General features: G+C 52.9%; 23 protein-coding genes and 1 pseudogene. 11 read left to right on the top strand and 13 right to left on the bottom strand.

Annotation, left to right across the window (positions count from 1 at the left end):
* Positions 1-62: 62 nt before the first annotated feature.
* Both ACP9M6_RS02715 and ACP9M6_RS02710 read left to right on the top strand, forming a co-directional pair.
* Positions 63-887, top strand: a complete 825-nt coding sequence (locus tag ACP9M6_RS02715; protein WP_427453214.1) for a glycoside hydrolase family 16 protein — start codon at positions 63-65, stop codon at positions 885-887.
* A 134-nt stretch (positions 888-1021) separates the two neighbouring features.
* Positions 1022-2245 (top strand): argininosuccinate synthase, encoded by a 1224-nt coding sequence (locus ACP9M6_RS02710; RefSeq protein ID WP_427453212.1) that lies wholly within the window; start codon positions 1022-1024, stop codon positions 2243-2245.
* A gap of 388 nt (positions 2246-2633) precedes the next feature.
* On the opposite strand, the gene ACP9M6_RS02705 is transcribed toward ACP9M6_RS02710, so the two are convergent.
* Positions 2634-2948 carry a hypothetical protein gene (locus tag ACP9M6_RS02705; RefSeq protein WP_427453210.1) on the bottom strand — a complete coding sequence of 105 codons (315 nt, stop codon included), beginning with the start codon at positions 2946-2948 and terminating at the stop codon, positions 2634-2636.
* Between ACP9M6_RS02705 and ACP9M6_RS02700 the strand changes: the two genes are divergently transcribed.
* Both ACP9M6_RS02700 and ACP9M6_RS02695 read left to right on the top strand, forming a co-directional pair.
* Entirely contained in the window at positions 2924-3355 is a 432-nt protein-coding gene (locus ACP9M6_RS02700) for a hypothetical protein (protein ID WP_427453208.1), read from the top strand. The two genes, ACP9M6_RS02705 and ACP9M6_RS02700, sit on opposite strands and share 25 nt — an antisense overlap.
* 217 nt (positions 3356-3572) lie before the next feature.
* Positions 3573-4988 carry a Glu/Leu/Phe/Val family dehydrogenase gene (locus ACP9M6_RS02695; RefSeq protein ID WP_427453206.1) on the top strand — a complete coding sequence of 472 codons (1416 nt, stop codon included), beginning with the start codon at positions 3573-3575 and terminating at the stop codon, positions 4986-4988.
* 85 nt (positions 4989-5073) lie between these two features.
* On the opposite strand, the gene ACP9M6_RS02690 is transcribed toward ACP9M6_RS02695, so the two are convergent.
* Positions 5074-5586 (bottom strand): pyridoxamine 5'-phosphate oxidase family protein, encoded by a 513-nt coding sequence (locus tag ACP9M6_RS02690; RefSeq protein WP_427453204.1) that lies wholly within the window; start codon positions 5584-5586, stop codon positions 5074-5076.
* Positions 5587-5706: 120 nt separating this feature from the next.
* On the opposite strand from ACP9M6_RS02690, the gene ACP9M6_RS02685 reads away from it, so the two are divergent.
* Positions 5707-6195 (top strand): hypothetical protein, encoded by a 489-nt coding sequence (locus ACP9M6_RS02685; protein WP_427453202.1) that lies wholly within the window; start codon positions 5707-5709, stop codon positions 6193-6195.
* Here the strand turns inward: ACP9M6_RS02685 and ACP9M6_RS02680 are convergent.
* Entirely contained in the window at positions 6192-6728 is a 537-nt protein-coding gene (locus ACP9M6_RS02680) for a GNAT family N-acetyltransferase (protein ID WP_427453200.1), read from the bottom strand. The two genes, ACP9M6_RS02685 and ACP9M6_RS02680, sit on opposite strands and share 4 nt — an antisense overlap.
* Positions 6729-8009, bottom strand: coding sequence for an NADH:flavin oxidoreductase/NADH oxidase family protein (locus ACP9M6_RS02675; protein ID WP_427453198.1), 1281 nt, complete (start codon positions 8007-8009; stop codon positions 6729-6731).
* Between the two features lie 150 nt (positions 8010-8159).
* Between ACP9M6_RS02675 and ACP9M6_RS02670 the strand changes: the two genes are divergently transcribed.
* Positions 8160-8798 carry a hypothetical protein gene (locus tag ACP9M6_RS02670; protein WP_427453196.1) on the top strand — a complete coding sequence of 213 codons (639 nt, stop codon included), beginning with the start codon at positions 8160-8162 and terminating at the stop codon, positions 8796-8798.
* Between the two features lie 6 nt (positions 8799-8804).
* Here the strand turns inward: ACP9M6_RS02670 and ACP9M6_RS02665 are convergent, their stop codons facing one another.
* The 3 genes from ACP9M6_RS02665 to ACP9M6_RS02655 are packed head-to-tail and all read right to left on the bottom strand — an operon-like array spanning position 8805 to position 11277.
* Positions 8805-9062 carry a CBU_0592 family membrane protein gene (locus ACP9M6_RS02665; protein ID WP_427453194.1) on the bottom strand — a complete coding sequence of 86 codons (258 nt, stop codon included), beginning with the start codon at positions 9060-9062 and terminating at the stop codon, positions 8805-8807.
* A 51-nt stretch (positions 9063-9113) separates the two neighbouring features.
* Positions 9114-9734: an alpha-ketoglutarate-dependent dioxygenase AlkB family protein gene (locus ACP9M6_RS02660; protein ID WP_427453192.1), complete on the bottom strand. Its 621-nt coding sequence runs from the start codon at positions 9732-9734 to the stop codon at positions 9114-9116.
* Positions 9727-11277, bottom strand: a complete 1551-nt coding sequence (locus ACP9M6_RS02655) for an inorganic phosphate transporter (RefSeq protein ID WP_427453191.1) — start codon at positions 11275-11277, stop codon at positions 9727-9729. The genes ACP9M6_RS02660 and ACP9M6_RS02655 overlap by 8 nt, the downstream gene beginning before the upstream one ends.
* A 143-nt stretch (positions 11278-11420) precedes the next feature.
* Here ACP9M6_RS02655 and ACP9M6_RS02650 point away from each other — a divergent pair.
* From ACP9M6_RS02650 to dnaJ, 5 genes and pseudogenes are all read left to right on the top strand, one after another.
* Positions 11421-12085, top strand: a pseudogene (locus ACP9M6_RS02650) (DUF1287 domain-containing protein).
* Positions 12086-12153: 68 nt separating this feature from the next.
* Entirely contained in the window at positions 12154-13329 is a 1176-nt protein-coding gene (locus tag ACP9M6_RS02645; RefSeq protein WP_427453189.1) for an AAA family ATPase, read from the top strand.
* Between the two features lie 206 nt (positions 13330-13535).
* The gene (dnaK, locus tag ACP9M6_RS02640; protein WP_427453188.1) at positions 13536-15446 is read left to right on the top strand and encodes a molecular chaperone DnaK; all 1911 of its coding nucleotides are present in this window, start codon (positions 13536-13538) and stop codon (positions 15444-15446) included.
* A 660-nt stretch (positions 15447-16106) separates the two neighbouring features.
* Positions 16107-16463, top strand: coding sequence for a hypothetical protein (locus ACP9M6_RS02635; protein ID WP_427453187.1), 357 nt, complete (start codon positions 16107-16109; stop codon positions 16461-16463).
* Positions 16464-16636: 173 nt separating this feature from the next.
* Positions 16637-17800 carry a molecular chaperone DnaJ gene (gene dnaJ, locus ACP9M6_RS02630; RefSeq protein ID WP_427453185.1) on the top strand — a complete coding sequence of 388 codons (1164 nt, stop codon included), beginning with the start codon at positions 16637-16639 and terminating at the stop codon, positions 17798-17800.
* 6 nt (positions 17801-17806) lie between these two features.
* Here the strand turns inward: dnaJ and ACP9M6_RS02625 are convergent, their stop codons facing one another.
* From ACP9M6_RS02625 to ACP9M6_RS02600, 6 genes are all read right to left on the bottom strand, one after another.
* Positions 17807-18541 (bottom strand): hypothetical protein, encoded by a 735-nt coding sequence (locus ACP9M6_RS02625; RefSeq protein WP_427453183.1) that lies wholly within the window; start codon positions 18539-18541, stop codon positions 17807-17809.
* A gap of 68 nt (positions 18542-18609) precedes the next feature.
* On the bottom strand, positions 18610-19164 hold the full coding sequence (locus ACP9M6_RS02620; RefSeq protein ID WP_427453182.1) for a hypothetical protein: 555 nt from the start codon (positions 19162-19164) through the stop codon (positions 18610-18612).
* A complete protein-coding gene (locus ACP9M6_RS02615; RefSeq protein WP_427453180.1) occupies positions 19161-19538 on the bottom strand; it encodes a hypothetical protein in 378 nt (125 codons plus the stop codon). Before ACP9M6_RS02615 ends, ACP9M6_RS02620 begins: the two co-directional genes overlap by 4 nt.
* A gap of 128 nt (positions 19539-19666) precedes the next feature.
* Positions 19667-20101, bottom strand: a complete 435-nt coding sequence (locus ACP9M6_RS02610; RefSeq protein WP_427453178.1) for an avidin/streptavidin family protein — start codon at positions 20099-20101, stop codon at positions 19667-19669.
* Positions 20098-21393: a carboxylesterase family protein gene (locus ACP9M6_RS02605; protein ID WP_427453176.1), complete on the bottom strand. Its 1296-nt coding sequence runs from the start codon at positions 21391-21393 to the stop codon at positions 20098-20100. Before ACP9M6_RS02605 ends, ACP9M6_RS02610 begins: the two co-directional genes overlap by 4 nt.
* Complete coding sequence (locus ACP9M6_RS02600; RefSeq protein ID WP_427453175.1) at positions 21386-22840, bottom strand: Na+/H+ antiporter NhaC family protein; 1455 nt, start codon at positions 22838-22840, stop codon at positions 21386-21388. Before ACP9M6_RS02600 ends, ACP9M6_RS02605 begins: the two co-directional genes overlap by 8 nt.
* Positions 22841-23026: the final 186 nt, after the last annotated feature.

The raw sequence follows: 23026 nt of genomic DNA, 5'->3' as shown, positions 1-23026 counted from the left end.
GCACCCTATCGCTCATCTTATAGCGTGTCCTGAATAATATCACGGATAGGGATAAATGCACGGTGCCAAAATATTTTTATGTGAGTCCGTTTCTGCTCTGCGGGGTGATCTTGTCAGGGTGCGCTGCAACTCAGGTCCCACTCCCGAACCTTGAAACATCTTCCGAGCTTTCCCTTGTCTGGGCGGACGAGTTTGAGGGGGACCGTTTGGACCGGACCCGTTGGGCGTTTGATCAACACCGAAATCGTGCGGGTTGGTATAATAATGAACGCCAATATTACGGGCCTGACAATGTGCGGGTTGAGGACGGCCAGTTACATATCGACATACGCCAAGAGCGCCCATCCGGGGCATCGGATGATGGGGGGCAGACCTACACATCTGCGCGGCTCCACACAAAAGGTCTCGCCGCTTGGCAATATGGCCGGGTTGAAGCGCGCGTGAAGGTGCCGTGTGGAACGGGTCTCTGGCCCGCAGTTTGGATGTTGCCGGAAGCGGGGGGAAAATGGCCCGATGGCGGCGAAATCGATATCATGGAATATGTCGGATTTCAGCCCGACACATTTCACGCCACCGTCCACACCCGCGATTACAATCACGCCCAAGGTACAGAGGTCGGCGCAAAAATCGACCAACCCGGCGCTTGTGACCGCTTTCACACGCACAGGCTGGATTGGACGGCGGACGCGATCACTGTCAGTCTCGATGATACGCCTTATTTCACCTACCTGAATGATGGTGCGGGCCCGGGCAGTTGGCCCTTTGACCAGCCTTTTCACCTGTTATTGAATGTCGCCGTTGGCGGGGATTGGGGCGGACGCGAAGGTATTGATCCTGAAATCTTTCCGGCAACAATGTCCGTGGATTATGTCCGCATTTATCAATAGGCCTTGCATTGAAATATTCACGTGTCGACGGAGACGCTCCGGCATAGATACGCTAACCTATGATGAGGGTTGCACCACTCGCTATCATTCTCTAGCAGGCCTTTGATGCTGATATAGTCTTCGGAGCTTTTCTCATGTCTACACCCAAAAAAGTCGTCCTCGCCTATTCGGGCGGACTGGACACCTCGATCATCCTGAAATGGTTGCAAGAGGAGAAGGGCTGCGAGGTTGTGACCTTTACCGCCGACCTCGGTCAGGGCGAAGAGTTGGAACCTGCGCGCCGCAAGGCCGAAGCTGCGGGTGTGAAAGAAATTTTCATCGACGATCTGCGCGAAGAATTCGTGCGCGATTTCGTCTTCCCGATGTTCCGCGCCAATGCGGTTTATGAAGGGCTCTACCTGCTCGGCACATCCATTGCCCGTCCGCTCATTTCAAAACGCCAGATTGAAATTGCGCATCAGGTCGGGGCCGATGCCGTCTGTCACGGCGCAACCGGAAAAGGGAATGATCAGGTCCGGTTCGAGCTGGGCTATTACGCGCTGGACCCGGATATTAAAGTCATCGCGCCTTGGCGGGAATGGGATTTGAACTCCCGCGAAAAACTGATCGAATATGCCGAGAAGCATAATATCGAAATCGCCAAAGATAAGCGCGGCGAAGCCCCGTTCTCGGTCGATGCGAACCTGCTCCACACCTCATCCGAAGGTAAAGTCCTCGAGGACCCGAATGAGGACGCGCCGGAATATGTTTATCAACGCACCGTCTCGCCAGAAGCCGCCCCGGACAAGGCAACCATTATCGAAGTCGGATTTGAACGTGGCGATGCCGTGTCGATTGATGGGGTGGAGATGTCGCCCGCGACACTCCTGACGAAGTTGAATGAGTTGGGTGGGGAGAACGGGATTGGCCGTCTCGACCTGTTGGAAAACCGCTTTGTCGGGATGAAGTCGCGCGGAATTTACGAGACGCCGGGCGGGACCATCCTCCTCATGGCGCATCGCGGCATTGAACAAATCACGATGGATAAAGGCGCCGCGCATCTGAAAGATGAGTTGATGCCCCGCTATGCCGAATTAATTTATAATGGCTATTGGTACTCGCCCGAACGCGAAATGCTGCAAGCCGCGATTGACCACAGCCAGGAATTGGTGACCGGCACAGTCCGCCTGAAACTCTATAAGGGCAGCGTCAATATCGTCGGCCGCGACAGCCCCTATTCCCTCTACTCGCAGGAACACGTTACATTTGAAGAAGATGACGTATACGACCAAGCCGATGCGGGCGGGTTCATCAAAATCAATGCCCTGCGTCTGCGTTTGTTGAAGGCACGGGACCGCAAAGCCGGGAAGAACGGTTAGGGCAACTCTCACCCCTGCCGGATGAAAATGGAATTTTCCGGCAATGGGTAAACTGCGCGTCAATTAAAAAGACGAACCCCGATTTCAGCAAGCCCAAGATATGCTCGCCGCATATGACGCGCTTTGGGCGTCTGCGGAACATTTTCACGCCAGCTTGGGCCGCTCCTGTCGAAAGCGTATCATACAGGCTGGGGCGCGCCAAAAACTGAGGCCAGACTGAAAAGAATGATCTCTGCGCTTGGGTTCCAATTGTCACAATGGAACGCGCATTACGCCCGAAATGCTATCCCGAAACGGCGTTGCACAGAAGATAAAATCTGGCTGGAAGCTTGTTTAGACACCTGAGACAGACATAAAATTTGATACCTCAGGTTTCAAAACCGTCTTTTTACGGGACGTCTTCCGCCAAGGCGGCATCCACAAAACTCTCGCCTTCACTGATCTCTAGTTCCGCGACGGGTGCAGAGATTTCTGCGACGGGAATGTAGGCTGGCTCAGGCGCGCTGGGCAGGACCATGGGGATGACCAGAAATCCCAAAATGAGTCCGGCCGCGAGACCAAATAGGAAGTTTTTATCAAAAAGAGATTTTGATCTTGCGTCCGCTTGCGGGGCTTTTGACTCGCGTTTTAACAGTCCTGCCAGCAGCGATTTTGATTGAGGGGTCTCCGCGACATGTGATGCCGCCTGAGCTTGATGTGGCATGGGTGGATATCCCGGCGCGGCCATTTGCGGGGCTTGAAACTGTCCATGTCCCTGAGCGGCTTGAGCCTGTTGAACATGTGGGGGGTGAAACCCTGGAGGAGGTGTTTGGGACTGCTGCGGGGTCATATGACCGGGGCTTTGTTGAACTGCGGCAGGATAAGCTTGCGCGGGCGGCATTTGTGTTTGCGGATGGGCTTGCGGTTGAAAACCTTGCACCGGTTGCGCGTGAACGGTTTGCTGCGCCATTTGGGGCGCGGGCTGCATCAGGGGTGGTTGCGACGCTGCTGGCACGCCGGCTTGATGTGGCTGAGGTGTTTGTGGTTGCGTCACATGAGTTTGTGCGGGTGGGGTCCACGGCACAGCGAGAGGCGTCGGCATTTGCGGTATCGATGATTGCTCTGTCATAAGCTATGTTCCCATTCACTGCGACGAACTTATGGTTTGTAAAACCTAAAACACGGTTAAGTCGCGCGTGTAGACGCATATGACAGCGCTCGGTTGTTAGGTGAATATTGCGTGGAGCTAAGAGATCGCGGTAAAAACAAGGTTACAATTGCGCCCAATCCGCGTTACGTGACGCAAAGACCGTCATAACATTGCGTTTAAAACTGGAGCGCCCCAGACATGTCCCAAACACCCCAAAATGAACTTGGTTTCCGTGAATCCGTTGAGCTTATGTTCAACCGTGCCGCCAGTTACATGGATATTTCCGATAAGCTGATCGAGAAAATCCGTGTCTGTAACGCGACTTACATCGTGCGGTTCGGCGTGAAATTGCGCGGTGATGTTCACACGTTTACGGGTTACCGGTCGGTCCATTCGGAACATAAAGAACCCGTCAAAGGCGGGATCCGTTATTCCCTCGGCGTTAATCAGGACGAGGTCGAAGCCCTTGCCGCGTTGATGACTTATAAATGCGCGTTGGTTGACGTGCCCTTTGGTGGGTCAAAAGGCGGCCTTTGCATAAATCCTGCGGATTGGAATGAGGAAGAGCTGGAGCGGATCACCCGTCGTTTCACGTTTGAGCTCGCCCGTCGCGACCTCATCCATCCCTCGCTCAACGTACCCGCACCTGACATGGGCACGGGCGAGCGCGAAATGGCGTGGATGGCGGATGAATATCGTCGTCTGAATAATGAAAATATTGACGCCATTGCCTGTGTCACGGGTAAGCCCGTTCATCTGGGTGGTATTATGGGCCGGACCGAAGCGACAGGTCGCGGCGTGCAATATGCGTTGCAGGAATTTTTCCGCCACTCTGATGATGTCAAAGCGGCAGGTCTGCGCGGTGAGTTGAAGGGTAAAAAGATCGTCGTTCAAGGCCTCGGGAATGTGGGCTATCACGCGGCGCTCTTCCTCCAGACGGAAGACAAAGCCAAAATTATTACTGTGATTGAGCGCGACGGAGTTATCCGGAACAAGGACGGGCTCGATATCAAAGCTCTGCGCGAGCATATGACATCTGGAGCGCCCCTCGAAGAGTTTGAGGGCGGCACAGTCAGTCAGGACAAAGACGCCCTAGAAGATCAATGCGATATCCTAATCCCGGCGGCGCTCGAATCCGTCATTAATATGAACAATGCGCATAAGATTAAAACAAAGCTGATTATCGAGGCGGCGAACGGCCCGGTTACGGCCAAGGCGGATAAAATTCTCCGCGACCGCGGCATCACCATTATCCCGGATATGTTTGCCAATGCGGGCGGTGTGACTGTCTCCTATTTCGAATGGGTGAAGAATATCAACCAAATCCGCTTTGGGCGTTTGCAACGTCGATATGAAGAGGGCCGTAATAACGCCCTTATTCAAGCTCTGGAAAAGCAGGGCATGAAATTTACGCGCGGTTTTAAATCCAAATTCCTCGATGGCGCGGATGAGCTTGACCTCGTCCGGGCGGGCCTCGATGATACGATGCGTCTGTCCTACCGCAATATTCGCGACACGTTACATGAAAAACCGGAACTGGAAGATTTGCGGACGGCCGCTTTCTACACGGCCATTAGTGATATTGCCCTCCACTATCGCAGCATCGGATTATAGACATAAAAAACCCCGACTTTGGTTGGTCCAAAATCGGGGTCAATATTAAAGTTCAGCTTTAAGGGAAAAGAAGCTGAACTTCACATTAGGCTGATTTGATGTGGGTCCGATCACCAATATCAGGTAGCGTGTCTGTGATATTTGCTTTCGTTGTCTCATAGAGAAACTTTAGCGTACTATCCGTACTTGCCCAAAGGGCAGCATCTTCCATTTCAAACCGCAACATCATCATTTTTGGATCTGTTTTTCCACCCGGATACCAACTGGCGACGATGGGGTTCCAGAAGCGCTCGATTAATTGCATATTTGTGATTGGATATAACCGACCCCGCACGCAGGCTTGATAATCCTTCGTCATATAGGTCAGCATAACCGGACCATTATCTGCGAGGACGGCTTTACCCAAATCCGACGTGTTGTCTGAATAGAAATAAATATTTCCCGGATAATTTTCGATGATGTCATCATCCAGTTGCGGTGACATGGGCTGCATATGTTCCGATGGATTTGGGGAGCCAAGCATGACGCAACGAGCCTCTTTAATTTGCTCCAGCAATTGCTTTTGCGGGTTCTCTTTAAATTCTTTCAAATCGGCCATCTGACTCTCCTTCTTTTTGTTTCAGTTGTAAGATTAACGGGAGATCGCAGGAAAATGTTCCGAATTATTTGACAGACCTCGTAGGCTGGGCCAGTTTGTCGCAGATAAGGGAGAGACACTATGCGCACATTCGTCAAATGGCTCAGCTGGGCCGCCGCGATTTATATCTCAATCATTTTTCTTGATAGTTTGAGGTTTAAATTCACAGGTCATCCGACGCCGGAACATATTTTTACGACCTTGAAAGACTGGTCGGGCATTGGATTATTCTATCCGGCAGGGCCGTGGTTGATCGGGATTGGAGAAGCATTGGCCAGTTTGCTCGTCCTCGTTTTACCCGCAATCTTCACGCTAAAAAAATCACCTCGCAATGCGGCCCGCAGTCAGTTTCTCGGCGCGTTGATGGCGATGGGAATCATGAGCGGCGCAATCGTCTTTCATCTCTTCACGCCTCTGGGCATAGAGACTCCCACAGAATGGAATGAGGCTGGAACTGAAATCCTCGCTGAAGGGTCATTGCTTTTCTACATGGCCTGCGGCGTTTGGCTCGCTTCACTCTTCCTGCTGATTTATCGCGGCAAGCAGATGAAGGGCGGGACGAAGTTTTAGACCGCAATATTCGGCACGGTCCAAACAAGGCCGTGCCACTCACCTATAGAGTCATAATGTGCGGTGAAGTCTCTTTCAGGTGCGCGCAGATAATTTAGACGATTCATGACGGCTTGTGACGTCAGATTATCAGGCGCTGTATAGGTTATAATATCTGAAATGCGGCAGCGCTTTTGAATGTCATATTGCGCAGCCAGTGCCGCTTCCGTCGCATAACCTTTACCCCAAGCTTCGGGCAAGAGCCGCCAGCCAATTTCGACGTGTGTGCCGAGACATTGATGGTCTTTGACGCGGATACATCCGACAGCGCCCAAAAATGTTCCGGTCTTATCCGTCACTTTCCACCGCGTGAAATCATCCTCGCGATAAGCTTGCCGATATCTTTCAAAAGACGTCAACGCTTCCGCCTTACTCAAGGTGCGTCCAAAATCGCGGTTCGCCAGCGGGTCACCATAGAGGCGAACCAGAAGTGGACCGTCATCCGCGTCCCAAGAGGAGAGGATCAGACGGTCGGTTTCCAGTCTGAACGTCATTTATCCGCGCGCCTCTAACCACGCCTTGTAGCGTTTGGTCAGACGGGACGTTCTGATCTGTTGCCCAATCGTGGCGAGCAGGGCGTTTTGCTTAGGCTTTGTGGGTTTTCCGTCACCGAGGCGATAAAGCTGTTGCTTGGTCATCGCCATGGTCGCAAGGGCGGCGAGGCCTTTATCCTTCCACGTCGCCGTATTGATCGTGATCTCGGTACGTTCCCCGTCCTGCCAATCCGCGACGAGTTGCGGATTAAACGCAAAAGCGCGCCCAATCCCGACCATATCGACACCGGCCTCGGCCAGTGCCGTTTCCGCCGTTTCGTGCTTCGTCACGCCGCCCGTCACCATGAGCGGCATTTTCGCGGTCTCGGAAATGCGCTTGGCAAAGTCGAAGAAATAAAGCTCGCGTTTTTCTGTGGAGCTCTCAACGCGACCATCCTCGGATTGGCCCATCATGGCAGAACTCTCATAGCTACCGCCGGAAATCTCGACGAAATCCACGGCTTCCTCATTTAACCAGGCGACGACTTGCTCGGAATCTGCAATATCAAAACCTCCTTTTTGGAAATCCGCACTGTTGAGTTTCACGCCGACAATAAATTCCGGATCAACGCGGTCCCGTATGGCGCGGATGATCTCCAACAGGAACCGCGCGCGGTTCTCCAGCGATCCGCCAAATTCATCCTCGCGCAGATTGGTGAGCGGCGAGAGGAATTGCGCAACCAGATAGCCATGCGCGCCGTGAACCTGCACGCCGTCAAACCCCGCCGCCTGCGCGGCAAAAGCAGTTTCCGCAAAGCGGCGTATAAGGCCGCGAATTTCGTCAATCGTCAGGGCGCGCGCAGGCGCGAACATTTTGTCCGCCATGCCTGATAGCGTCACTTTCGTATCTGATGCCGAAACCGCCTGCGTGCCCATGGCGGCAAAGACCTGCCGCCCGGGGTGGGAGATTTGCATCACGAATTTCGACCCTCCGGCCTGTCCGGCTCTCGCCCAATGCTGGAACCGATGGCGCGTGTCGGGATTGTCCAATGTGCCTTGCTCCAGCACGACGCCCCCCGGTCCCGTCATGGCCGTCGGGTCCACCATCACATTGCCGGACAGGATGATACCCGGTCCGGCATCGGCTGCCTCGTTGGCCCAAGCTGTGTAAAGATTAATCAGGGCGTCGCCGGGCACCTGTCCGCCCTCCGCCATATTCTCCTCCATTGCCGCCTTTGCGAGACGGTTCTGAATAACGGTGCCATTGGGCAGTTTAAGGGGGCTAAAGAGGGTAGGGGTCATGCGGGAATTTCCAAAACTGTTCGGACCTGCTATAAGGTCTTTATGCGCATCATACCAACCCTCGTCCTTGTTGCTGGCCTATGCGTTAGCGCAGATAGTTTTGCGCAGGACGCCCCTTTTCGGAATATTGCAGATGAGGCCGACCCGCAAGTGATTGCATTTATCGGAAAAAAGATATTCGTCGAAGAACGCAATCTCAAAACAACCATGATGATTAAAGATGGTTCAGGCAATTTGGTTGAAAGGGTCATGCCAAATTTTGATAGTCGTTATGAAGCGCGGTATAGAATTTTGGACTGGGTTGTAGAGCCGGAGTCGCCTCGACCAGAAATCGATTTTACCGCCTATGACCATTACAGTAATCCACGTTTCCCAAAGGTCGAAACACCTCTCCTTTTTCTAGAAAAACATGATGGGCAATGGTTTCACAGCAAGTATCTGTTTTATGATGTCTCCAAGACGACGGATGGAGATTGGGCAATTTGCGGAATTCCCGACAGATATAAAGGTAACGGGGACGAGGGTTTGGATTTCGTTGAGCCGCTATCATTTCTGAAGCCGGATATAGAGAAACCTTGCATTTCCGGTACACGTGCGAAGCGTATTTTTGATTACCAAAACGTGACACGTTTTCTGCCTGACCAGTGGCATCGCGCCTGTAATTTACAACTTGGGTATCCAACAAATACCTTCATTGGTACGGGATCACACCCGACAGCCAAAGAGGAGAAAGATGCAGCCCGTTATAAAGTCTGTATTGATAAAAAGCGTTTCGAGGCGTTCAGATAACTTGATTTAAGGACTCCGTCGCCAAGCTTTCCACAAGCCCAAACTACTAATGGCCAGCCATGCAATTTCAATCACGAAGCTCGCAAGATTAAAGCTGTAATAGAGCGAGATGAGGATGAGGACGGCGCCAAGCCCGTTCCCCGCAGAATAGCGCCAACCCTTCGGGTCAATCCGCTCCAGCGTCAGCGCGCCGTAAGTCAGCAGGATTAACCCCACGCCGAGAAGGCCGATGAGGTCTGGGAGTGTGGGGGCATCAAATGTCATGGCGGAGGGCTTTGGCGGTCAAGAAGTAAGGGGTCAAGCGATGAACGCGCTCTATAGATTCACCCGCCGCATCGTCAGATTAATTCGTCCGCCTTTCGGAACGAGGGCGCTCTGCCCGTAATCGACTTTACTGATCCCGTGATAGCAGCGACGGGCCTCTTTCGCGAGGACGACGACATCGCCGGAGAGGAGTTTGACCCCCTGCGTTTTGCCACCGCGTTTTGGGCCGCCAATGCGGAACATGGCGGGGTCGCCAAGGCTGATCGAGACGACGGGCGCGTTGACGGCCAACTCGTCCCGGTCGACATGCAGCCCCATTTTCGCGCCGTCTTTATACCAGTTGATGAGGCAGGCTTCCGGCAGGTCCGGCCAGTCACTCACATCTTGCCAGAGCTTTTGCAGCAGATCGGGTAAGGGCGGCCAAGGGACATCCGTTACTGGATGTCGCGGCTCATAACGGTAGCCCCGTTCCTTATCTGTGACCCAGCCCAATGAGCCAAAGTTACTCATCACGACGGATAGAGGTGTTCCGGTCCGTGGCATTCTAGGTTGAAAGAACGGCGCAGTTTCAGTCGCCGCCTTGACCGCTGCAATGAGCGCCTCTTGCTCTGCGGGCGAGAAATAGAGCGGATAATGGGCGAACCCGTCGGGAAATTCAGATGGCTTAGCCAAACAAAGCCCGCATGATAAAGAAGATGGCGGCGGAGAGCAGTCCGGCGAGAGGCACGGTCAGCACCCAAGCGGCCGCAATTTTCAAAAGTAGTTTCCGTTCGACCAAACGCGGGCGGTGCTTCTTTTTCATTGCCCGCCAATCCCGTGCCGTCGGGCCGGAGGTCTGGGCGGCAAACTCCTTCATCAGGCCGCGACGCTCATTCAAAACGGCGGCCTCATAGCGCGCGGTGAAATCTGCTGCGACGCCAAAGGTCTGTGCGACCCACACATCCCGGGCTTTCTCTCGCGCCTGCAAGGCTTCGCGCAGGAAGCCGATGCCGAAAATCCCACCAATGGTAATATGCGTGGAGGAGACGGGCAGGCCGAGCTGGCTGGCAATAATCACGGTAATGGCCGCAGCCAGCGCGACACAGAATGCACGGGTCATATTAAGGGTCGTGATTTCAGAGCCAACCGTGCGGATGAGCTTCGGCCCGTAAAGCGCCAGACCGACGGCAATACCCGCCGCACCGACCAGCATAACCCAGAGCGGAATGCCGGCTTTGGACGCGATCTCTCCGGATTGGACCGCGGTGTTAATGGCCGCCAGTGGACCGACGGCATTGGCCACGTCATTTGCGCCATGGGCAAAGGAGAGCAGTGTTGCCGCCACGATGAGCGGGATCATGAAGAGATGGTCGACGCCCTTCTTCGTGTTTTTTTCGACCTTTGGCGCGCGTCTGACGAGGGCGGCGGTTAGCGCCAGAACGCCTAATCCGATGACGAACCCGACACCCAGTGCGGGCAGAAATTCGAATGGAATGATTTTCTTTAGGCCTTTGAGGATCAAATAGGTCGAAAAAGACCAGGCCATAACCCCGACGAGAAGCGGGACAATTTTCTTGGCCGAACCTTCAATATCATTTTGATAGAGCACGGTCCGTTTGACGAAATAGAGTGTTAGCGCCGCAATTCCGCCGCCCATGGCGGGGCTGATGACCCAACTGGCAACGATGCGACTGACCTCCGACCAATCCGCAATCGCCCAGCCACCCGCCGCGATGCCGGCGCCCATGACTCCGCCGACAATGGAATGGGTTGTGGAGACGGGAGCTCCGATAAAGGTGGCGAGGTTGAGCCAGAGGGCTGCCGCGAACAGGGCCGAGGCCATGACCCAGACAAAGACTTCCAACTCGCCCTCGAAATAACTGGGGTCGATAATGCCGCTCTTGATCGTGGAGACCACATCGCCCCCCGCAATCAATGCCCCTGCCGCTTCCGCGATAAAGGCAATGATAATCGCCGCGCCGAGGCCGAGCGCGCCCGAGCCGACGGCGGGGCCGACATTATTGGCCACATCATTCGCGCCAATATTCATGGCCATATAGCCGCCGACAACGGCCGCAAAGATCAGAAAGCTGGGATCATTGGACAGGTCGCCAAAGCTCTGCTGCACAAAAACATAGATAATGACGAGGAACAGCACCGCGCCCAATAGGCGGAGCATGTCTTTACCGTTCAGCCGTTTGACGGAGGCGGGGGATGTAGGCCCGGAATCGGACATAGAACACTCACTTGTAAATGGCTAACCTCGGAAAACCCATTGGCGCGACGTTTCGCCCGAGTCCAGCCCTATCCGCGAAATCTCTCGCCGGATGTGACAGAAATTTCAGATGCGTGAAGGGGGACGTGCGTTAGGGTCGGATCATGCGTACCCTTCTAAGTCTCCTCCCGATTATCGCTTTGGCGGCTTGTAGCCCGACGGAGGCGCAAGTTCCGCCTGTGACGGTGCCAGAACCTGAGCGTGTTGCGGTTATGTCGACATTAGCGGTCGACCCAGCCGCCCAGCCGCTCGTCACGGCGGCACGGGATCGGTTAAAGGCCAATGTTCGATATGATGGTGCCTATATCGGGTTGGATTATCCCGGCGGGGACGTGCCCGCCCATATCGGGGTCTGCACGGATGTCGTGATCCGGTCCTACCGCGCGGCCTACGGCTTCGACCTGCAAAAATCCGTACATGAGGATATGCGCGAGAATTTCGCGACTTACCCCACAAATTGGGGTTTAACCCGCCCCGATAAAAATATCGATCACCGTCGCGTCCCGAATTTGGAGACGTGGTTCACCCGCGCGGGATATGACATCCCCATCAGCGCGACACCCACCATCTATCAACCCGGCGATATTGTCAGTTGGCGCTTGGATAGCGGGTCGGGTTCAGGCGGCCTGCCACATATCGGCATCGTCTCAGATAAAGTCTCAAGAAACGGCACACCGCTCATCATCCACAATATCGTCGCGGACCGGAAGAAAGTGGCATTCTCTTTGACCACACGATTACGGGGCATTTTCGCTATTGGGTGAGGTGATGTATATGAAGTTTATGTGTTTATATATAGAATCTTGTATAAATGCATAAACTCTCTATATTTGAGCTATGGATCCCGTGAGAAACCCCTTTGCGCCCGGTGCGGGCGCGCCGCCCCCTGAACTTGTTGGACGCGCAGATGTTCTTTCATCAATTGATGTTGCTATTCGACGCGCCGCTTTGGGGAAGCCCGCCCGTAGTCACATGCTTTTGGGTTTGAGGGGGACGGGTAAAACGGTTCTGCTGCATCATACCGCGATTAAAGCGCAGGACATGAAAGATATTCTGGTTTGGGAGGCAATGATTGAGGCTCCTGAAGGTGGAGACTTGCCAAAGCTTATTTTTCCGCTTCTTCGCGCCATCCTGAGAAAACTTTCCGTCATAGAAGCCTCGAAAAAAGCCGCTTATTCGGGCCTACGCGCATTAAGAAGTTTCGCCTCTGCCTTTAAGCTTGAAGTCGGAGCTGCCAGTCTAAGTGTGGATCCAGAACCCGGAGTCGCCGATAGCGGGGACCTTTTATTGGACCTTTCTGAGCTTTTTGTTCGAATTGGCACTGCAGCCAAAGATGCGGGCGGTGTTTTTCTACTCTTATTAGATGAAGTGCAATATTTGAGCGCTCTTGAGCTTTCAGCAATTATCACATCTTTGCACAAATGCAGCCAAGCTACGCTACCCGTTATATTTATTGGAGGGGGCTTGCCACAGGTTGCGGGATTGGCTGGAAATGCAAAATCTTATGCGGAACGCCTCTTCGATTACCATGTAATTGGGCCGCTCTCGGAGCATGAGTCGCGGAAAGCTGTCCAGCAACCCATACTTGATGAAGGCGAGTCGATCACGTCGGAGGCTTTGGACCAGATCGTCGCTGACACGATGGGTTACCCTTACTTTCTGCAGGAATGGGGGTATCATGCGTGGAATGTGGCAGAGGAGTCCCCCATAAATATCGCAGACGCAGTAGCGGCCCGTGAAAATGCCATCCGACGACTGGATGAAGGGTTTTTCAAAGTTCGTCTCGACCGTCTGACACCGAAAGAGCGGGAATATGTACATGCAATGGCTTCATTAGGTCGTGAGGGGCCCTACCGTTCCGGCGATATTGCGCAAAAACTTGGCGAGGCTTCTAATAGACTTGGGCCTAGGCGCGCTGCCATTATCAAAAAAGGTATGATTTATAGTCCTGATCATGGGGATGCGGATTTTACAGTTCCGGGTTTTGCAGATTATTTGCAGAGGCTTGTGTAACTCTGAATTCTGAAGAAGCTAGAATCAGATATCCTTTGCGCCAGCAGAAAAATCTCTCCCCCAGCCCTTGCGAGTCAGGTCCTGCGCCCCATATCGGGTCCAGAACGAGGGTCAGACCGTGCAACCGGTATGTTGTCCTGCCCTCATTATTGATATCCGCGGATGCCGCATGATGCAGGTCCGCCAAAGAATTTGGAGCATGATACATGTCTAAAGTGATCGGTATCGACCTCGGCACCACGAATTCCTGTGTTGCGGTCATGGACGGCGATAAGCCGAAAGTTATTGAAAATGCGGAAGGGCAACGTACGACCCCATCCGTCGTCGCCTTTACAGAGGACGGCGAACGCCTGATCGGAACGCCCGCGCGTCGTCAGGCCGTTACAAACCCTGAACATACATATTTCGCGGTCAAGCGTTTGATCGGTCGTCCGTTCACGGATGCCGCCGTCAAGAAGGACGCGAAACTCGTTCCCTATAAAATCGTCAAGGGCAAGGGCGGCGATGCCTATGTCCAAGGCCGTGACAAGGAACTGTCCCCGGCTGAAATCTCCGCCATGACGCTCACGAAGATGAAGGAAACGGCTGAGGATTATCTCGGCGCGACCGTCTCGCAGGCCGTCATCACGGTTCCAGCCTACTTTAACGATGCCCAGCGTCAGGCCACAAAAGATGCCGGTAAGATTGCCGGTCTCGAAGTCCTGCGCATCATCAACGAGCCGACAGCGGCAGCGCTGGCTTACGGCATGAACAAAGAAGACGGTAAAACCATCGCGGTTTACGATCTCGGCGGTGGTACATTCGATGTGTCCATCCTGGAAATCGGTGACGGTGTGTTTGAGGTCAAATCCACAAACGGCGATACATTCCTCGGCGGTGAAGATTTCGATATGCGCATCGTTGAGTATTTCGCGGATGAGTTCAAAAAAGAAAACGCCATCGATCTGAAAGCCGACAAGCTCGCATTACAGCGTCTGCGCGAAGAAGCCGAGAAGGCGAAGAAGGAACTGTCTACTGCGTCCAGTTATGAAGTGAACCTGCCCTTTATCACCGCCGATGCGACGGGCCCGAAACATTTGAACATGAAGCTGTCCCGCGCCAAGCTGGAAACGCTTGTCGGCGACCTGATCAAGCGCACAATCGCGCCGATCAAAAAGGCCGTCTCGGATGCCGGACTGACCGTCAAAGATATCGATGACGTCGTGCTCGTTGGCGGGATGACCCGTATGCCGGCTGTGCAAAAGGCCGTGTCAGATTATTTCGGTAAGGAACCGCATAAAGGTGTGAACCCGGATGAAGTCGTCGCCATGGGCGCGGCCATTCAGGCGGGTGTCTTGCAGGGCGATGTCAAAGACGTCCTCCTCCTTGACGTGACGCCGCTGTCGCTCGGTATTGAAACCGAAGGTGGCTTGTTCACACGTATGATTGACCGGAACACAACAATCCCGACCAAGAAGTCTCAGGTCTATTCGACTGCGACGGATAATCAGGCCGCTGTGACGATTAAGGTCAGCCAGGGCGAACGCGAAATGGCCGCGGACAATAAATTGCTAGGCCAATTCGACCTCGTCGGTATTCCGCCCGCACCGCGCGGCATGCCACAAATCGAAGTCACATTTGATATCGACGCCAACGGCATTGTGAATGTGTCGGCGAAAGACAACGCCACGGGCAAGGAACAGCAGATCCGCATCCAAGCTTCCGGTGGCCTCTCTGACGATGACATCGAAGCGATGGTCAAAGACGCTGAAGCTAATGCGGAAGGCGACAAAGCCCGCCGCGAATTGGTCGAAGCCAAGAACCAAGCCGAAGCCCTCGTCCATAAAGCCCAGACCGACTTGGCTGAACATGGCGAAGCTGTCGATGATGAGCTGAAAGGCCAGATCGAAGAGGCGCTGAAAGAGACTGAAGACGTCATGGAAGGCGAAGACACAGCCCTGATCGTCGATAAGACACAGGTCCTCTCCGCCGCACTCATGAAAATGGGCCAGGCCATGTATGAAACAGCACAGGCCGAACAGGATGCAGGTCCGGCGTCACAAGCCGACCAAGCGGATGATGACGATGTCGTCGACGCTGAGTTTGAAGATGTCGAAGATGATGAGAACGCCGCTTAAACCCGGCTGTCCATCATAGACCAATAAGACTCGACCCTTCCGGTTTAACTCGGGAGGGTCTTTTTATTATCAAAGTACGCGAACTGGAATCCAAAATACCCTTGACACTAATTCTCACGATACACATGAAATCTTTAAACTAGTAGGTGTATTATAAAAATTGCTATTATTGGTGTCGGTTTGTTCTGCTTAACTCAAGCCTTTGGGGCCTATGCTCAAGTCAATAAAAATCAGACAATCCCGAAGAACCGATTTTCTGGGGTGGCGAAGAAGTCGAAAACTCAACCTGTTGGGGGTGGGATTGTGGAACAACATCAGGTCGGGGTGACCCCACCGGAAGCTACGGCACTGGCGGAAATAGCCCAGGCGAAGGTTTTGGATCCGACCCCTATTACAACCCCGGTGATGATGGTTTGGGCGGGTTAGGTTTCGATCCACAGAATCCTTTTCAAGGATCTTGCATAAATCATTGCTGGGATCATGTAAAAAAGCTTTCGAGAATTGCATGCAGGCAACTAAAGATGGAAGTCCAGAGTCCTTAAATATACCCCTGAGACTTGAATTATGTCGTGATTTCCAAGCGCAATTTTTTCAAAATGTACGGACGATCATAACTGCCATTAGTTTCCACAGTTAGGTGTTGGTTTGAAGGAGGATTTAATGAAAGTAACTTTTATTATTTTCTTTTCGGTGCTCTTTTTATGCTTTCCTACTTTTGCTCAAGAATTAGAGAGGGAGACCGGCAATGAAATTTGTACTGAAACCGACTGTGAGATTAGTTATGATGAATGGCGATATGTTTTAGACGTAGAGGTTGACCCTCGAAATGAAAATCAAATGATCTGTCTCAGCCATAGTTGGGATCATGCAAAAAAGACATTGGAAATTTGTATTGATGTAACTGGAGCGACTGTAAATGAATTTGAATCGCCCGGACACAAACTGCAAATGTGCCTTGATCAACAGATACAGTCCTTCAAGAAAAATGTAGAAAAACACCAGTGCTTGAAATCCTAAATCTTTATGGGCCATCAAAGACTCAATAAGTTTTGATATTTTGATGGCCTAAAAATTTTATCACCTCACTGATTGATATTTAGCCTTTCTGACTTACATCAGAGAGGCTTTCTTAATTTTATGGGGAAACGCTATTCCGAGCCTGTCTCGGTCTGCGAAGGAAACCGACTTACATGTCCAAACGCGATTATTACGAAATTCTGGGCGTTCCTAAAAACGCCGATGAGAAAACGATGAAATCCGCCTTCCGCAAGAAGGCGATGGAATGCCATCCGGACCGTCATCCTGATGACGAAGGCGCGGAAGCGCGGTTCAAAGAACTCAATGAGGCGTATGGCATCCTCTCGGACGAGCAGAAACGCGCCGCCTATGACAGGATGGGTCATGCGGCGTTCTCGCAAGGGGGCGGCGGAGGCGGTGGCGGCTTCCAGGATTTCAATGATATTTTCAGCCAGATGTTTGGCGGCAGCGGGGCCGGCGGCTTCGCCGATATGTTTGGCGGCGGCGGACGTCGTCAGCGTGAAACGGTGCAGCGTGGCTCTGACCTCCGCTATGAACTTGACATTACGCTGGAAGAGGCTTTCGCGGGCAAGGATGTGGAGATCACGGTCCCGATTGCTGAGGATTGCGATCGCTGTGACGGCGTCGGGGCGGAACCCGGGGCGGAAGTTGAGACATGTTCGACTTGTAACGGTATTGGCCGCGTGCGCACCAATCAGGGGCTCTTCACCATGGAACGCGCTTGCCCGACTTGTGGCGGGCAGGGCGAATATGTGTCTGACCCTTGCATCCAATGTGACGGACAGGGGCAGGTGCGCCAGCAAACCGAACTCGACGTGTCCATTCCCGCGGGTGTCGAAGACGGCACGCGCATTCGCCTGACCGGGCAAGGCGATGCTGCGCCGAAACGGGGCGGCGGCGGCGGGCGTCAACGCGGTGATCTCTATATTTTCGTCGGCGTGAAATCGCATGAATTATTCGAACGTGAAGCCGCCAATCTCTTTTGCCGTGCGCCCGTGCCGATGGCCACGGCCGCCCTAGGCGGAGAGATCGAAATCCCGACCATTGATGGTGGGAGGTCGAAAGTGAAAGTCGCTGAAGGCAGCCAATCCGGCAAGCGCCTGCGCCTGCGTGGAAAAGGGATGAGCGTCTTACGCTCGGACCGTCGCGGCGATATGTATGTTGAACTCGCGGTCGAAACACCGTCCGGCCTGACCAAGCGTCAGCGCGAATTGCTGGAAGAGTTTGCGGCAGAGGGCGGCGATCACACGGCCTCACCGGAGAGCCGGAATTTCTTTGATAAAGCGAAACGCTTCTGGGATGAACTTGTCGACTAGCAAAGTTTAAAGCAATTGCGTTCCAATATAAATAACAGATGGGTACGCGGCACCAAAGGCCCAGACGAACGCGTTCAGTCCCATAAAGAGGCCGACGCTGAGGTGAAAAACTATTCCGACAAAAATGCCAAGAAAGAATATTCCTCCGTCAAAGAAAAAAATAAATGGAAATAAAATTTCCCACCCTATTGTTGCCCAGCAAATCAAAAGACTGGCCCCAGCATAACGTTTGAAGAAGTCTTGTGTGAATTTGTTGCCATATGTGTGGGTGGACAGGACGCCTTTCGCCGCCAAGCCTTGACGCCAGCTTGAGGAAAAGAGTTTTGAAAAACCTGACGCAAAATAAGAAATGCAGAGTTGTCCTGCGATAAAAATAATTCCGACCAGATTAATGAACTCAGACGAACTTAGACAAAAACAAACGAGGACGGCGATAGAGACGAAGAAGGACATCTGATCCGCGCCGTCCGTGCCTAGATCCTGTCTATAATATAGCAGAAACATACAGGCAAAAATGACAGTCCCTAGAATTTTTCCGTAAACAGGTGCGACGTCAGTCAAAATGAACAACACTGAGAGAAAGCCGCATAGGGTACAGGTAAGACCTATACCCATCATGCCTTGTGGGGAATAAATTCGGGCTAATAATCCAACAGCTGGGGACCTTCTCATCCAAGTCGGGCCAATAATATTCCAATCGAAAATACCACGTGGTGCCAGCTCATATTTTAATGCGGCCATTTCAAGCGACTTTACCGCCCCTGAAATAGATAAAAGCAAACAAGTGAGAATATAGGTGTCAAATATTGTCATTTTACGGGGTGAAAATCCGATCTGCAGACAGGAATGACAACACGCTCTCCGGAGGCCTGTGTGGCTTCTGCCACAATGAATTGACGCGCGATTATAGTCTCGTCCTTCAGGGGAAGATGTAGAATGTAATTCAACATGCCAATATATCCGTCTGAGAGTTTAATGGTCGCGTCTCGAATATCACGCGAGGTGTCATCCTCTGTGTTTCGAACCGTATTATAGGTTGTTTTAATTGAGGCGACGCAATCGAAGAAAAACTTCTGGATACGTTTCTTTGGATTCCAGATGATATCAAACCAACTGCGCTCAATCATATATGGGATCTCAGACCAGCTGGAAAGACTTCCATCCTCAAACTTTTCTCTGACTAATATTCGCGTGTCATAGATGCCGGGATTTGGCGCAAAAAAAGTATAGATGGGTAGGAGTCGAAATCTCCAAATGAAGGAGGCCCCCAATATTCTATCCCGTATCGGCCCTATCTGCCAAAGCGCGGAAAGGCTTAACCAGAATGCAAAGAGGGAGCCGACAACACCGTCGACCCAACTCATTTAATACTGCGCTTTGCGTCTCGGACCTCGTCACGAAGTTTTGAAAGAACATTCACGGCTGTGCCATTTTCTTCAACGCTTTCCAGTTCGACGAGATCCCCTGCTAGCTTTTTAAGACGGAAACCAATGTCTTTGCGATCTGCAATAGATTTTCCATATTCTGTGTAGAGCGAAAATGTCAGGTTGGCGACACCAATTACGAGTGCGGCTGCGGCAAGCGTTGTTGCCTTTGGTGCCGCGTCGAGTGCGAAATTTAATTTTCCAGTTTCCGCTTGGGACGCCAGATCTAGGGCGCGGTCCAGCGCTCCAATCTCATCATCTGTGAGTGAAAGCTCCTTGATCAACTCTCCGCCGAGTTTTTTGCGACTTGCCATAATATGCCCCTGTAATTAATTATACCTAGGGTTGTATATATGTGCCGCTTTAAAATAAAGAAATATTTTTTAATTTATGACGGTTTGACTTTTTAGGGGCGCGTAAGTTACTGAAAATAAGAAAAATATTATTTTATTTTTTGAGGTTCAAATGCAGTAATGGGCCGGAATACTGCATTCCCCGCAATAATCGAACTCCACAAATCGTCATCTTCTTCCGCGTCCGGCACATCGCGCGTGAGATGCCAAAGGGTTCGGATATAGGGTCCGTCCGCGTCTTCGCTCATCTGTCCGGTCCAACTCGTCAGGCTGCCATAGCCTTTGAAATTGACGGTAAAAGTGACTTGGTCGCCCTCGATAAATCCGGTCAGCGGGAAACGCGCGGCCGGATCGGGATTGCCGAGTTGGGTGTTGTAATAGCCAGAGAGTAAACCATCAGCCTCTGTGAATGTCACAGCAGAGCCGCGTTCATTCGCCCAGATGCCCGTGATTTCAACGTCCTCAGCATTCGCATTTGCGCAGGACGACAGGATGATTGCGTTAATAAATAGAAAGCGTTTCATGGTTTTAAGAGGTCCGATGATTTGGCGAGGTGATCTAAACGTGTATGTAATATCGAGATCTTCGCTGTTGAAAGTTCTGGAGAAAACCGTGCGTGATGTCCGGTTTCCAGTGTCGCCCAACCGGGCTCGCCCGATTTTATAAATGACAGCATTGCCTCTTTCATCGCAAAGGGTGCGTCCGCAAAGAGACGGTCATATTGCTGACCATGTGTCGCTCCGGGCAGGTCGCCCCTGATTTCGTCATAATGAAACAACCACCCTTTAGCGGCTTGAGCCGTTTCTGCACTGGAGAGGAGATAGCGTAAGTCCCCGAAGATCTGCTGCGCCGCATGTCTTTTCGACACAGCAAAGTCCGCAGCATAAACCTTACGCAAAGCCGGACTGTCTATTTGAGATAGAAAGCTATCGGGCGTAAATCCAGCACCTTGAAGGGTGCCGGCCCCGTCATAGGAATTCGCGCCCGCCACATAGGGCTTCCCGGACCCAAATAGATCGACAGGCTGATCCTTCAGGAAAGGTGCATCGATAAAAGGCAGGTGGAAAACCGAAATATCTGACACGAGTTGTGCGGCGGATCGCGGGGTTTCCAGAGGTGCGTAACGGATGCGCTGCCGTTCCTCTGGTGTCGGGTTATAGGCTTTTGGAAATGGCCAAGACCCGTATCCCGCATGGGACCAAGCGTGGGCGAATTTTCCTTCGGCCCGGGGATCAACCATCATGAGTTGCACGCCCATCCCGCCGGCGCTGTGGCCTGCCAGTGTGACGTCATTTGGATTACCTCCAAATTGCGCGATATTCGCCTGCACCCAATTCAGAGCCGCGACCATATCGGCCTGTCCGAAATTGCGCGGGTCCGTTTCGTCCCAGCCAGCCCAGTCGTGAAAGCCGAGTTTACCGAGACGGTAATTAAATGTCACAACGACCACGCCGTCTCTCGCAAATGTCTTCGGCCCCGTTCCGCCCTCACCCGCAATAAATCCGCCGCCATGAAACCAGACGAGCACGGGGAGATCTGTCGCGTCCGTGTCAGGTGAGAATATGTTCAGGAAGAGGCAATCTTCCACCATAACCGTTTGACCCGCTTGCGGACAGGCGGGGCCGAAATCTGTTCCTGCGCTCCAATCGGTGTTAAGAGTCGGCAATTCCCACCGCTCTGCCGTCGCATATTCAATACCTAACACGCTGTTAATTTCATAGGATCCACCGGACGTCACCGGCTCAGTCTGAACGGGGGAGGCAAGCGTACACACCGTGAGGAGAAACGCGGTTGCGAGTGTGAAACGATTAAGCACTTAAAAATCCCAGAATTAAATAAAGTATCGTCGTAATTCCACCGCCAATCAACGCATAGGGGAGTTGTGTGCGGACATGATCAATATGGTCATTCGCTGTGGCCATGGACGAAATGATCGACGTGTCGGAGGTCGGGCTACAATGATCGCCAAAGACGCCGCCCCCAATCGCGGCTGCAATGGCGAGGACCGGGTCGACCTCCATAGCCTGCGCCAGCGGGACGGCAATCGCGACCATGATGGCAAAGGTTCCCCAACTTGTGCCCGTCGAAAAAGCGACGAAACAGGAGATCAGAAAGATCATGGCGGGCACGAGCGCGGGCGAGATAAAGCCCTTCGCCGTCTCGGCCACATAGAGCCCCGTCCCAAGCTCGCGGCACAGACTGCCGAGGGCAAAGGCGAGCACCATCAATATCGCCAGCGGCACCATACCCGACATGCCGGACAGGACCGTCTCAAAACTCTCGCGAATTCTCAGCGCACCCGTCAGTTTATAAAGCACCATCGCCCCGACCACGGCAAAGCTCGTCGCGTAGAGCACGGATTTTGACCCTGATCCCTCGACGATATTTCCGTTACCCGTGATCCAGAGGAAGACGGGCATGAGGACGACCATAAGCGCCAAAGGGATGAGCATATTTCTGGCCTTAAAGGAAATCCCGTCTTTCGGCTCCGTATCCAGCGCGGCATCCGCCATCATGATTTGCGCGTCTTCGCGGTTGAGCAAACCCGTCTCTTTGGCGCGGATTTCGGCTTTTCGCATCCAGCCAATATCTCTACCGGAGACAATGACAAAGACGAGGGTCAGGATCACGATCATTGGATAAAAATTCATCAGGGTCGCGCGGATAAATACATCCGTCGGCGTGCCCATATTGGCCGCTAAAGGCTGTGCCGCGATGAGGCCGATAATATAGGCACCCCACGCATTAAAAGGCAGAAGCACGGAAGACGGTGCCGACCCACTATCGGCAATATAGGCCAGCTTCTCACGCGGAATGCCCAGCTTATCAAAGACGGGACGATAGAGCGTCCCGACCGTCAGGATGGAAATATTACTCTCAATAAATAGCAGCAACCCCGTGCCCAGCGCTAGCAACTCGACCAGCTTGCGCTGTCCCTTAGTCTCGGCCGTGGCACTCATCCGGTCGAGCTTCGCCATCAAACGCGCCACAAATCCCGCTACCCCGCCGGAGCGTTGGATCAGCGCAATCAACGCCCCGACGATCAGGGTGAAGAGAATGATCCGCGTATTCCCCGCACTCTCAAAAACCGTAACAATCCCGTCCATCGCGGCCAGCGTCCCCGTCGCAAGATTCCCACCGGCCAAAATAACAAAGCCCAGCCAAAGCCCCGCCGCCAAAGACAAAAAAACCTGCCGCGTCCAAAGCGCAAGCCCAATGGCGAGGACGGGCGGGAGGAGAGAGAGAAGGCCGTAAGTTTCCATATAGCGGGGTTAGCGTGGAGCGAGCCGTGGGGGAAGAGGGAGTCCTACAAGGCTGTGCTCAACTCTTTGGGAAATATATCGAACTGAAAGAGGTCAATCGACGGGTTGAGGGGTCAATATTTATATTCACTCATAGCGATTTGCGCCTTATCCGTCAGACGTTTTCAAACCTTACACGCATAGCAA

The sequence above is a fragment of the Litorimonas sp. WD9-15 genome (genome assembly GCF_050271975.1).
Taxonomy (GTDB): domain Bacteria; phylum Pseudomonadota; class Alphaproteobacteria; order Caulobacterales; family Maricaulaceae; genus Litorimonas.
The sequence above is the reverse complement of the archived record's forward strand: the minus strand, read 5'-3'. Positions and strand labels throughout refer to the sequence as shown.

Excerpts from the sequence above, each read along its gene's own strand:
- ACP9M6_RS02710 (WP_427453212.1), top strand. The coding sequence starts at position 1,022 with ATGTCTACACCCAAAAAAGTCGTCCTCGCCTATTCGGGCGGACTGGAC.
- ACP9M6_RS02700 (WP_427453208.1), top strand. The coding sequence starts at position 2,924 with ATGCCGCCTGAGCTTGATGTGGCATGGGTGGATATCCCGGCGCGGCCA.
- ACP9M6_RS02705 (WP_427453210.1), bottom strand. The coding sequence starts at position 2,948 with ATGCCACATCAAGCTCAGGCGGCATCACATGTCGCGGAGACCCCTCAA.
- ACP9M6_RS02695 (WP_427453206.1), top strand. The coding sequence starts at position 3,573 with ATGTCCCAAACACCCCAAAATGAACTTGGTTTCCGTGAATCCGTTGAG.
- ACP9M6_RS02690 (WP_427453204.1), bottom strand. The coding sequence starts at position 5,586 with ATGGCCGATTTGAAAGAATTTAAAGAGAACCCGCAAAAGCAATTGCTG.
- ACP9M6_RS02685 (WP_427453202.1), top strand. The coding sequence starts at position 5,707 with ATGCGCACATTCGTCAAATGGCTCAGCTGGGCCGCCGCGATTTATATC.
- ACP9M6_RS02680 (WP_427453200.1), bottom strand. The coding sequence starts at position 6,728 with ATGACGTTCAGACTGGAAACCGACCGTCTGATCCTCTCCTCTTGGGAC.
- ACP9M6_RS02675 (WP_427453198.1), bottom strand. The coding sequence starts at position 8,009 with ATGACCCCTACCCTCTTTAGCCCCCTTAAACTGCCCAATGGCACCGTT.
- ACP9M6_RS02665 (WP_427453194.1), bottom strand. The coding sequence starts at position 9,062 with ATGACATTTGATGCCCCCACACTCCCAGACCTCATCGGCCTTCTCGGC.
- ACP9M6_RS02655 (WP_427453191.1), bottom strand. The coding sequence starts at position 11,277 with ATGTCCGATTCCGGGCCTACATCCCCCGCCTCCGTCAAACGGCTGAAC.
- ACP9M6_RS02645 (WP_427453189.1), top strand. The coding sequence starts at position 12,154 with ATGGATCCCGTGAGAAACCCCTTTGCGCCCGGTGCGGGCGCGCCGCCC.
- dnaK (WP_427453188.1), top strand. The coding sequence starts at position 13,536 with ATGTCTAAAGTGATCGGTATCGACCTCGGCACCACGAATTCCTGTGTT.
- ACP9M6_RS02635 (WP_427453187.1), top strand. The coding sequence starts at position 16,107 with ATGAAAGTAACTTTTATTATTTTCTTTTCGGTGCTCTTTTTATGCTTT.
- dnaJ (WP_427453185.1), top strand. The coding sequence starts at position 16,637 with ATGTCCAAACGCGATTATTACGAAATTCTGGGCGTTCCTAAAAACGCC.
- ACP9M6_RS02625 (WP_427453183.1), bottom strand. The coding sequence starts at position 18,541 with ATGGCCGCATTAAAATATGAGCTGGCACCACGTGGTATTTTCGATTGG.
- ACP9M6_RS02620 (WP_427453182.1), bottom strand. The coding sequence starts at position 19,164 with ATGAGTTGGGTCGACGGTGTTGTCGGCTCCCTCTTTGCATTCTGGTTA.
- ACP9M6_RS02615 (WP_427453180.1), bottom strand. The coding sequence starts at position 19,538 with ATGGCAAGTCGCAAAAAACTCGGCGGAGAGTTGATCAAGGAGCTTTCA.
- ACP9M6_RS02610 (WP_427453178.1), bottom strand. The coding sequence starts at position 20,101 with ATGAAACGCTTTCTATTTATTAACGCAATCATCCTGTCGTCCTGCGCA.
- ACP9M6_RS02600 (WP_427453175.1), bottom strand. The coding sequence starts at position 22,840 with ATGGAAACTTACGGCCTTCTCTCTCTCCTCCCGCCCGTCCTCGCCATT.